At 69.0% G+C, this 10145-nt stretch carries 10 protein-coding genes and 1 pseudogene; 7 read left to right on the top strand and 4 right to left on the bottom strand.

What is annotated here, in order from left to right:
- Nucleotides 1–104 (top strand): annotated as a pseudogene (locus V7Z97_RS17395) (cysteine desulfuration protein SufE); the annotation flags it as partial.
- Nucleotides 105–224: 120 nt separating this feature from the next.
- Here the strand turns inward: V7Z97_RS17395 and mopJ are convergent.
- The 3 genes from mopJ to V7Z97_RS17380 form a co-directional block, all read right to left on the bottom strand.
- Nucleotides 225–710 carry a motility/cell cycle regulatory protein MopJ gene (gene mopJ, locus V7Z97_RS17390; protein ID WP_334164701.1) on the bottom strand — a complete coding sequence of 162 codons (486 nt, stop codon included), beginning with the start codon at nt 708–710 and terminating at the stop codon, nt 225–227.
- A gap of 197 nt (nt 711–907) precedes the next feature.
- Complete coding sequence (locus V7Z97_RS17385) at nt 908–1327, bottom strand: MucR family transcriptional regulator (RefSeq protein WP_325461985.1); 420 nt, start codon at nt 1325–1327, stop codon at nt 908–910.
- 316 nt (nt 1328–1643) lie between these two features.
- The gene (locus V7Z97_RS17380) at nt 1644–2528 is read right to left on the bottom strand and encodes a crotonase/enoyl-CoA hydratase family protein (RefSeq protein WP_334164700.1); all 885 of its coding nucleotides are present in this window, start codon (nt 2526–2528) and stop codon (nt 1644–1646) included.
- A 130-nt stretch (nt 2529–2658) separates the two neighbouring features.
- Between V7Z97_RS17380 and V7Z97_RS17375 the strand changes: the two genes are divergently transcribed.
- Together V7Z97_RS17375 and V7Z97_RS17370 are read left to right on the top strand one after the other, a co-directional pair.
- Nucleotides 2659–4197 (top strand): acyl-CoA synthetase, encoded by a 1539-nt coding sequence (locus V7Z97_RS17375; protein WP_334164699.1) that lies wholly within the window; start codon nt 2659–2661, stop codon nt 4195–4197.
- Nucleotides 4198–4294: 97 nt separating this feature from the next.
- Nucleotides 4295–4744, top strand: coding sequence for a MaoC family dehydratase (locus V7Z97_RS17370; RefSeq protein ID WP_257816434.1), 450 nt, complete (start codon nt 4295–4297; stop codon nt 4742–4744).
- A gap of 158 nt (nt 4745–4902) precedes the next feature.
- Here V7Z97_RS17370 and V7Z97_RS17365 read toward each other — a convergent pair whose 3' ends face one another.
- Entirely contained in the window at nt 4903–5724 is an 822-nt protein-coding gene (locus V7Z97_RS17365; RefSeq protein WP_334164698.1) for a trypsin-like serine peptidase, read from the bottom strand.
- 188 nt (nt 5725–5912) lie between these two features.
- Here V7Z97_RS17365 and V7Z97_RS17360 point away from each other — a divergent pair, with 188 nt between their 5' ends.
- The 4 genes from V7Z97_RS17360 to V7Z97_RS17345 all read left to right on the top strand — a co-directional run.
- Nucleotides 5913–7997, top strand: coding sequence for a S9 family peptidase (locus V7Z97_RS17360; protein ID WP_334164697.1), 2085 nt, complete (start codon nt 5913–5915; stop codon nt 7995–7997).
- Nucleotides 7994–8533 (top strand): GNAT family N-acetyltransferase, encoded by a 540-nt coding sequence (locus V7Z97_RS17355; RefSeq protein WP_334164696.1) that lies wholly within the window; start codon nt 7994–7996, stop codon nt 8531–8533. The genes V7Z97_RS17360 and V7Z97_RS17355 overlap by 4 nt, the downstream gene beginning before the upstream one ends.
- A gap of 161 nt (nt 8534–8694) precedes the next feature.
- Nucleotides 8695–9258, top strand: coding sequence for an alkyl hydroperoxide reductase subunit C (gene ahpC / locus V7Z97_RS17350; protein WP_334164695.1), 564 nt, complete (start codon nt 8695–8697; stop codon nt 9256–9258).
- Between the two features lie 96 nt (nt 9259–9354).
- On the top strand, nt 9355–10145 hold a 791-nt coding region (locus V7Z97_RS17345; RefSeq protein ID WP_334164694.1), incomplete at its 3' end, for a thioredoxin family protein.

Raw genomic sequence — 10145 nt, 5'->3', positions numbered from 1 at the left:
ACCAACTCGGCCTGACCGGCGCGCTGTCGTCGCAGCGGTCGAACGGCCTGGCCTCCATGGTGGCGCGCATCCGCCGCGACGCGGAGCTCGCCCGGGCGGCCTGAGACGCGGCGGAGCCGCAACGGATTGGAACCACGGAATACACGGAAGACACGGACGAGCGGCTCCGGCGGCTTCCGTGTGGTCAGTGTATTCCGTGGTTCGATATTGCGCTTCGCGCAGGGTCAGGCGGCGCGGATGCCGCTGGAGATCTGGCCCATGCCGACGACGGCGTCGAGGCCGAGGATCATGTCCACATCGGTCCCGTTGGAGGCCAGCGGCAGGCGCAGCCACAGGATCGACAGGTGGGAGGCGCCGCGCCAGGCGAGGTTGTGGACGCCCACGGCCGGGCGGCGCTCGGCGACCACCTTGCCGAGTTCGTAGCGCCAGTAGTCGGCCGCGCCCGAGGCGTAGACCTCTGAGAGCGTCCGGCCGGTGATCTCGCGGCCGTAGACGCCGTAGAGGCCGGTGCCGGCCAGGCGGATGCGGTAGTCGACGGGGTCGGCGAGGACGTCGATCAGGCTGACGGTGGGCAGCAGCCGCTTGAACCCGGCGGGGTCGATATCCGGACGGCCGGGAAGCTTCGCGCCCCGCCGGAGCGAGACCCAATAGCGAAGCAGCTCCTCATGCGCGCGGGCCGCCGCGGCGGGGGCTCCGATCTGCGCAGCCATATTCAGATTCCTTAACAACCCCTTGGAATCGCGACGAATCACTTATCGCCTGATGCGCGAATCTGCGGCAAGTCAAAACTATGGCCCCGCTGCAAGATTTCGCATGCGGCTCGACTGAAAACGGAAACGCCCGCCGAAGCCGGCGGGCGCCCCAAGACTGTAAAATGATCGGCCCGGCGAGGCTGGGCCCGAGGCGCCTAGCGCTTCTTGCGTGGCGCCTGGCGGCCGCCCTGGCCCAGGCCCATCTGCTTGGCGAGGTCCGAGCGCGCCTTGGCGTAGTTCGGAGCCACCATCGGATAGTCCTTCGGCAGGTTCCACTTCGCCCGGTATTCCTCGGGGCTCATGTTGTACTTCGTGCGCAGGTGCCGCTTCAGCGACTTGAACTTGCGGCCGTCCTCGAGGCAGACGAGGAAGTCGGGGGTGATCGACCGGCGGACCGGGACGGCCGGTTCCTTCGGCGCGGCCTCGGCGGTCTCGACGCCCGACGACACGCCGGCGAGCGCGCGGTGCACGCTCTGGATCAGACCGGGAAGATCGGCCGCCGCGACGGAGTTGTTGCCCACATAGGCGGAGACAATATCCGCCGTCATCTCGATGACTTCCGACTTCTCGTCCATTCTTGTCGTTCCGTAGAAGCGCGCCGATGAACGGCGCTGAAGCGATCCAGTAGATCAGTAGCGCGGTCCTTATATGGAACTCGCGCCAAGGACAAGCAAGTCAGCACGACTTAATTTCACCGAACGCGCTCGGCAATTGAGATAAATACGGTTTTTGAAACTGGGCGCCGCCGACACGCCGAGTAAGCCTGGTCTGCTCTACCTGTCACGCCGTCGACGTCGCGAATCAGTCGCCTACGCACGATTTCGCCGGGATCCTTGCCCGGACCCCGGCGAAATCTCGGCGAAATCTGGATTCGACGCCAGCGGAACGCGCCTAACGGAAGGCGGGGGCGTTCCAGTGCGGCCAGATGTCGGGCAGATCCTTCGACACCCGGTCCGGATAGCTGGGCGGGCGCTTCTCGAGGAAGGAGCTCACGCCCTCGCGGGCGTCGCCGGACTTGCCGCGGGCCTGGATGCCGCGGCTGTCGGCCATGTGGGCGTCCATCGGATGGGCGGCGCCGGCCATGCGCCAGATGAGCTGGCGGGTGATGGCCACCGAGACCGGGGCCGTGTTGTCGGCGATCTCGCGGGCCAGGGCGCGGGCGGCGGGGAGCAGGTCGTCCGGGGCGTGCAGCGAGCGGACCAGGCCCTTGTCGAGCGCCTCCTGGGCCGGGAAGATGCGGCCGGTGTAGCACCACTCCAGCGCCGTCTGGACGCCGACCAGGTGGGGCAGGAACCAGGAGGAGGCGGCCTCGGGGTTCAGGCCGCGGCGGGCGAAGACGAAGCCGTAGCGGGCGTCGGTGGAGGCCAGGCGGATGTCCATGGCCAGCTGCATGGTGACGCCGACGCCGACGGCCGGGCCGTTGCAGGCGGAGATCACCGGCTTCAGGCTGTCGAAGATGCGCAGGGTGAGCAGGCCGCCGCCGTCGCGCTGCACCCCGTCGCGCTGGCGCTCGGCCAGCGCCGCCCCGCCCTGGGCCTCGTAGTCGAAGGTCTGGGCGCCGGCCGAGAGGTCGGCCCCGGCGCAGAAGGCGCGGCCGGCGCCGGTGACGATCACCGCGCGCACCGCGTCGTCGGCGTCGGTGACGTCGAACACCGCGATCAGGTCCTTCATCATCTGGGTGTTGAAGGCGTTGAGCTTGTCGGGGCGGTTAAGGGTGACGGTCGCGACGCCGTCCTCCACGGCGTACTGGATGGTCTCGAACGTCGGCGCGGACATGGGCGTCTCCCTTGTGGTTTGCGCCACTCCGGACGGGTTGACGGACGGTAGGTCAAGGCCCGTGAATGGTCCTGAACACAGATAAGTCAGGCGCCGGACCACGGCCGCCCGCGGGAGAAACGAGACGTCCATGCATCCGGCGACCCACGCCAAGACCCAGCCCGACCGTCCCGCCTATGTGATGGCGGGGTCCGGCGAGACCGTGACCTACAGGGAGCTCGACGAGCGCTCGAACCAGGGGGCGCAGCTGTTCCGTTCGCTGGGCCTGAAGCCCGGCGACGTGATCGCGCTCTTCATGGACAACAGCCCCCGGTACTTCGAGATCGCCTGGGCCGCCCAGCGCTCGGGGCTCTACTACACCTGCATCTCGTCGAAGCTGACGGCGGGCGAGGTGGAGTACATCGTCGGCGACTGCGGGGCGAAGGTGCTGATCACCTCGGCCGGCGTCGGCCCGGTGATCGACGAGCTGCCGGCCGTGCTGAAGGGCGTGAAGCTCTACATGGTGGGCGAGGCGCGGGCCCCCTACGAGAGCTTCGAGGCGGACCGGGCGAAGATGCCCGCCACCCCGATCGCCGACGAGACCGCGGGCTCCGACATGCTCTATTCGTCGGGCACCACCGGCCGGCCGAAGGGCATCAAGCCGGCCCTGACCGGCGGGGCGATCGACGAGCCGAACGCCCTGGTGATGATGGCCCAGGGGCTGTTCGGCTTCCAGCCGGGCTGCACCTACCTGTCGCCGGCCCCGCTCTACCATGCGGCTCCGCTGCGCTGGTGCATGAGCGTGCACAAGCTGGGCGGCACGGTGATCGTGATGGAGAAGTTCGATCCCGAGGCGGCGCTGGGCCTGATCGAGAAATACCGCTGCGACTGCGGCCAGTTCGTGCCGACCCACTTCGTGCGGATGCTGAAGCTGCCGGAGGCGGTGCGGGCGAAGTACGACGTCTCGTCGATGAAGTCGGCGGTGCACGCCGCCGCCCCCTGCCCCGTGCCGGTGAAGGAGCAGATGATCGCCTGGTGGGGCCCGGTGATCTACGAGTACTACGCCGGCACCGAGGGCAACGGCTTCTGCTTCATCAAGGCCGACGAGTGGCTGACCCACAAGGGCAGCGTCGGCAAGGCGGTGCTGGGGGAGCTTCGGATCTGCGGCGAGGACGGCGAGCCCCTGCCGCCGCGCAGCGAGGGCGTGGTGCACTTCGCGAACGGGCCGCCGCTCAGCTACCACAACGCGCCGGAGAAGATCGCCGAGGGCACCAACAAGTACGGCTGGACGACGCTCGGCGACGTGGGCTGGATGGACGAGGAGGGCTACCTCTACCTCACCGACCGCAAGAGCTTCATGATCATCTCCGGCGGGGTGAACATCTATCCGCAGGAGATCGAGAACCTGCTGATCGGCCACCCGAAGGTCGCCGACGCCGCGGTGGTGGGCGCCCCCGACGAGGAGATGGGCGAGAAGGTGGTGGCGGTGATCCAGCCGATGGACTGGGCCGACGCCGGCGACGCCCTGCGGAACGAGCTGATGGCCTATACGCGCCAGAACCTCAGCCACGTGAAGTCGCCCCGGGTGATCGACTTCATGCACGAGCTGCCGCGGCACCCGACCGGCAAGCTCTACAAGCGCCTGATCCGCGACGCCTACTGGGGCAAGGAAGGCTCGAAGATCGTGTAGCCGGCCCGCCGCGGGGCCCCTCTCCCTACCCTTGCGGCCGTCCCAACAGGTGTTAGGACGGTGACGAACCCAAGCCATGAACAATGGAGCGACGCTGATGAACCCGGTGGAGATCAAGGACCTGCCCGGCCTGGTGGGCCAGGAGGTGGGCGTGTCGGACTGGGTGCAGATCACCCAGGAGCGGGTGAACCAGTTCGCCGAGGCGACCGGCGACCACCAGTGGATCCACGTGGACGTGGAGCGCGCCACCAAGGAGATCGGCGGCCCGATCGCCCACGGCTATCTGACGCTCAGCCTGATCCCGTTCCTGTCGGCCGGCCTGATGCCGGTGAAGGGCGTGACGCGGGGCATCAACTACGGCTCGGACAAGGTGCGCTTCACCAACATGGTCCGCGTCGGCAAGCGCGTGCGCCTGCGCCAGAAGCTGATCGGCGCCGAGCCCAAGGCCGGCGGCATGCAGCTGAAGAACGAGTGCACGATCGAGATCGAGGGCGAGGACAAGCCCGCCTGCATCGCCGAGACGATCAGCGTGGTCTACGGCGGGTAGGAGGCGTGTCATCCCGGACGGCCCGCAGGGCCGATCCGGGATCCATCCACGCCAGACTGAAACGAAGAAGGCTCGGCGGCGACGCCGAGCCTTTTCAATTGCGAGCGGTGCTCATGGGTCCCGGCTCTCCGCTTCGCTGCGGCCGGGATGACACCGCGTCAGTTCTTCGCGACCGCCTCCTCGGCGGAGGCGGCCTTGGCGCCGGTGGTGCGTTCGCCGGCGGCCATGGTCACCGGCGCGGCCGGGTCGCTGACCAGGGCCAGCGTTTCGCGGATGTACTTGGCGTGGGTGACGATGCCGATCTCGAGCCGCTCGTTGTTCAGCTCCACCTGCTGGGTCAAGAGGCCGGCGATGAACTTCGCCTCGCCCCCGGCGCCGGCGCGGCGGCGGGAGTTGTCGGTCATGAACACCGGCCCGCCCGAGTTGCCCGGGAAGACCGAGAAGTCGAGCAGGAAGGTCGGGAAGATCTTGGCCGGCGCCACTGGGAAGGAGGCCACGCGGCCAGAGCGCAGGATCGGGAAGCCGGCCTGGTTGGCGGCCAGCCCGCGCGGGAAGCCCAGGGCCATCATCTCGTCGCCCGCGCCCACCTGGAACTTCGAGAAGGTGTCGTCGGCGGCGAGGTAGTCGGCGGGGATAGCCGCCCTGGCGAACTCGGGCGGGGCGGTGATGGCGATGGCGGCGACGTCGCGGCTGGGGTGCTGCGTCCAGAGCGGCGCGCCCTTGGGATCGCGGATCTTCAGCGGCTGGGGCGAGTAGCTCCAGGAGCCGTCGGCGTTGGAGATGCGGTAGCCGATGCGGGCGTTGGCGCTCGGCATCTTCTGGAAGACGTGGTTGGCCGTGACCAGCACGGTGCGCGGCTGGCCGTCCGGCGCCGTCTCGGAGATGAGGAAGCCGGTGCCGACCGTACGCGTTCCGTCGCCGAGCGGCTGCTCAAGCTGAACCGTCGCGTGGATCAGCTCGACGGAGAGATCCATGACCATGGCGCCCCCAGGAATCCCGATTGTGAACTACGCCCCTCGCGTCTTCGCGCGATCTCGATGCACGCCTAGTTAATGAGCATTGGGCCGCCGCAACAAGACGAGAACTTATGGCAGCGTCGCGCCCTAGTGACGCGGGTATCCCACCGCGGGCGCTTGAGCGGGCCGCCCGGGCGCCGCATCTAGCCGGGATGAGCCTCCCCGCACCGCCGAAAGCCCGCAAGGACCCCCGCCGCATCGAGCAGCTGGGCCGCGTCCGCACCGACGACTACGCCTGGATGAAGGACGACAACTGGCAGCAGGTGCTGCGCGACCCGAAGGCGCTGCGCGCGGACGTGCGCGAGCACCTGGAGGCGGAGAACGCCTACATGAAGGCCATGCTGGCCTCGACCGACGAGCTGCAGGCCAAGCTGTTCGCGGAGATGAAGGGGCGGATCAAGGAGGACGACAGCTCGGTCCCCGCCCCCGACGGCGCGTGGGAGTACTACGTCCGCTACGAGCTCGGCGCGGAGCATCCGGTGCACGGGCGAAGGCCCCGGGGCGGCGGCGGCGAGCAGGTGCTGATCGACGAGGAGGCGCTGGCCAAGGGCAAGGCCTATTTCCACGTCGGCGGCGCGGGCCACAGCAACGACCACGCCCTTTACGCCTGGGCCGCCGACGAGCAGGGCAGCGAGTACTACACCATCCGGGTGAAGGACCTGGCCACCGGCGAGGAGGCCGCCGCGCCGATCGAGAGCGCCTACGGCGACTTCGCCTTCTCGCCGGACAGCGCCTGGATCTTCTGGATCTGGCGCGACGAGAACGCCCGGCCGTCCAAGGTCTACCGCCGGCCGGCGCGCGGCGGGGACGACGTGCTGGTCTACGAGGAGCACGACGAGGGCATGTTCCTGGGCGTCGGGACCACGGCCGACGACAGCCACATCGTGATCCACGTGGGCAACCAGGAGACCACCGAGAGCTGGATCATCCCGGCCTCGGACCCCACCGCCGCCCCGGTGGTCGCCGAGCCGCGGCGGGTCGGGGTGAAGTACAGCCTCGACCACTGGACCGACCGCTGGGTGATCCGCACCAACGACGACGGGGCGGTGGACTTCAAGCTGTGCGTCTCGCAGGCCGAGGTCCCGGCCAAGGCGACCTGGCGGGACTGGATCGCCCACCAGCCCGGCCGCTACATCACCGGCTTCCTGGCCTATGCCGGCCACCTGGTGCGGGCCGAGCGGGTCAACGCGCTGGACCGGCTGGTGGTCATGGCGCGGGACGGCGGCGAGCACGAGATCGCCTTCGACGAGGAGGCCTATGCGCTGAACCTGGAGGGCGGGTTCGAGTACGCCACCACGGTCACGCGGTTCGTCTACCAGTCGCCCACCACGCCGCGGCAGTGGTTCGACTACGACATGGCCAGCCGCGAGCGGACCCTGCGCAAGACCCAGGAGATCCCGTCGGGCCACGACCCCGCCCGCTATGTGGCCAGGCGGCTGTTCGCCACGGCCGGCGACGGCGAGACCGTGCCGATCACCGTGCTGATGCTGAAGGACACCCCGCTCGACGGCTCCGCGCCGGTGCTGCTGTACGGCTACGGCTCCTACGGCCACGCCATGGAGCCCAGCTTCTCGATCCGCAACCTCAGCCTCGTGGACCGCGGCTGGATCTGGGCCACGGCGCACATCCGCGGCGGCTCGGACAAGGGCTGGGCATGGTTCCTGGACGGCCGGAAGGAGAAGAAGACCAACACCTTCACCGACTTCATCGCCTGCGCCGAACACCTGATCGACCAGGGCTATGGCAGAAAGGGGAAGATCGCGGCCTACGGCGGCTCGGCCGGGGGCATGCTGATGGGGGCGGTGGCGAACCTGCGGCCGGACCTCTGGGGCGCGATCATCGCCGCGGTGCCGTTCGTGGACGTGCTGAACACCATGAGCGACACGACCCTGCCGCTGACCCCGCCGGAATGGCCCGAGTGGGGCAACCCGATCGAGGACCCGCAAGCCTACGACCGCATCGCCGGCTACAGCCCCTACGACCAGGTGAGCGCCCAGGCCTATCCGCCGATCCTGGCCACCGGCGGGCTGTCGGACCCGCGGGTGACCTACTGGGAGCCGGCCAAGTGGGTGGCGAAGCTGCGCGAATTCCAGGCGGGCGAGGCGCCGATCCTCATGAAGATCAACATGGAGGCCGGCCACGGCGGGGCCTCCGGGCGGTTCGACTTCCTCAAGGAGATCGCCCTCGACTACGCTTTCGCCATCTGGGCGATCGACGAGGGATGGACGCGGGCATGAAGATCCGGGAGGCGACGGCGGGCGACGCGGAGGCCCTGGCCGCGATCTACGGCCACCATGTGCTGCACGGCTTCGGCACCTTCGAGGAGGAGCCGCCGGACGCGGCCGAGATGGAGCGGCGGCGCGTGGCCATCGCCGAGCGCGGACTGCCCTATCTGGTGGCCGAGCTGGGCCCGAAGATCCTGGGCTTCGCCTATGCCGGGCCGTTCCGGCTGCGGGCGGCCTATCGCTACACCGTCGAGGACAGCGTCTATGTGGCGCCCGAGGCGATCGGGCGGGGCGTGGGCCGGGCGACCCTGGCGGCGGTGCTCGACCGCTGCGAGGCCATGGGCCTGCGCCAGGTCGTGGCGGTGATCGGCGATTCGCAGAACGAGGCCTCCATCGGCCTGCACCGGGCGCTGGGCTTCCAGGAGGCCGGGGTGGTCCGCGATGTCGGCTTCAAGCTCGGCCGCTGGGTGGACATCGTGACCATGCAGCGGCCGCTGAACGGCGGCGCGGCGACCCTGCCCGACGGCCCGGGCGTCAGGCTTGGGTGAGCGCCTGCCGCTGCGCGGAGGGGAACGCGCCGAGCCACCCGCCGGTTAGGATCGGGCGGCGGGGAATAGATAGAACCTATCTATGCGAGCGGATGGCAAAATCAATTTTGCTTATGCCGCAGCGCACACTAAATGAAGCCCACCTCAATCGGGAGTGCACGATGTCTCTGATCAACACCACGGTGAAACCCTTCACGGCGCAGGCTTACAAGCAGGGCAAGTTCCTGTCGGTCAGCGATGGCGACCTCAAGGGCAAGTGGTCCGTCGTCTTCTTCTATCCGGCCGACTTCACCTTCGTCTGCCCGACGGAGCTCGAGGACCTGGCCGACAACTACGCCGAGTTCCAGAAGCTGGGCGTCGAGATCTACTCGGTCTCCACGGACACCCACTTCTCGCACAAGGCGTGGGCCGACACCTCGCCGGCCATCGGCAAGATCCAGTACACCATGGTGGGCGACCCCTCGGGCGTCGTGACCAACAACTTCGGCGTCATGCGTGAAGGCCAGGGCCTGGCCGACCGCGGCACCTTCCTGGTCGACCCGGACGGCGTGATCCAGTTCATGGAAGTCACCGCCGAGGGCATCGGCCGCAACGCCGCCGAGCTGCTCCGCAAGGTGAAGGCCGCCCAGTACGTGGCCGCCCACCCGGGCGAAGTCTGCCCGGCCAAGTGGGAAGAAGGCGAGAAGACCCTCGCCCCGTCGCTCGACCTCGTGGGCAAGATCTAAGACCCGCCCGCACGACCGACCCGGCGCCGCTCCCTCCCCGAGGGATGGCGGGCGGCGCCGGCCTCTTCGCCAGTACCCCTCCTCCCGGAGCTCCGCATGTTGGACGCGTCGCTGAAGGCCCAGCTGAAGGCCTATCTCGAGAACCTGCGCCAGCCGATCGAGCTGGTCGCCTCCCTGGACGGGACGCCGAAGTCGGCCGAGCTGATGCAGCTCCTGGAGGACATCGCCGCCCAGTCGGACAAGGTGAGCGTGAGCCGCGACGGCGACGACGCCCGCAGGCCCTCCTTCGCCATCGTCCGGAAGGCCGACCCGGCGGTCTCCGTCCGCTTCGCCGGCCTGCCGCTGGGCCACGAGTTCACCTCCCTGGTGCTGGCCCTGCTGCACGTCGGCGGCCACCCGCCGAAGGTGGCGGCCGACGTCGTCGAACAGGTGAAGGCGCTGGACGGCGACTTCCTGTTCGAGACCTATTTCTCGCTCTCCTGCCAGAACTGCCCGGACGTGGTGCAGGCGCTCAACACCATGAGCGTGCTGAACCCGCGGATCCGGCACGTGGCCATCGACGGCGCCCTGTTCCAGCAGGAGGTCGAGGACCGCAAGATCATGGCCGTGCCGACCGTGCTGCTGAACGGCGAACCGTTCGCCCAGGGGCGCATGGAGCTGGAGCAGATCCTGGCCAGGATCGACACCGGCGCCCAGGCCCGGGCGGCCGAGAAGATCAAGGCCAAGGACGCCTTCGAGGTGCTGGTGGTGGGCGGCGGCCCGGCCGGCGCGGCGGCGGCGATCTACGCCGCTCGCAAGGGCATCCGCACGGGCCTGGCGGCCGAGCGCTTCGGCGGCCAGGTGCTGGACACCATGGCCATCGAGAACTTCATCTCCGTGCCGCACAC

The organism is Phenylobacterium sp., from assembly GCF_036821595.1.
GTDB lineage: Bacteria > Pseudomonadota > Alphaproteobacteria > Caulobacterales > Caulobacteraceae > Phenylobacterium.
This window is presented reverse-complemented; position numbering and strand designations above follow the sequence as displayed.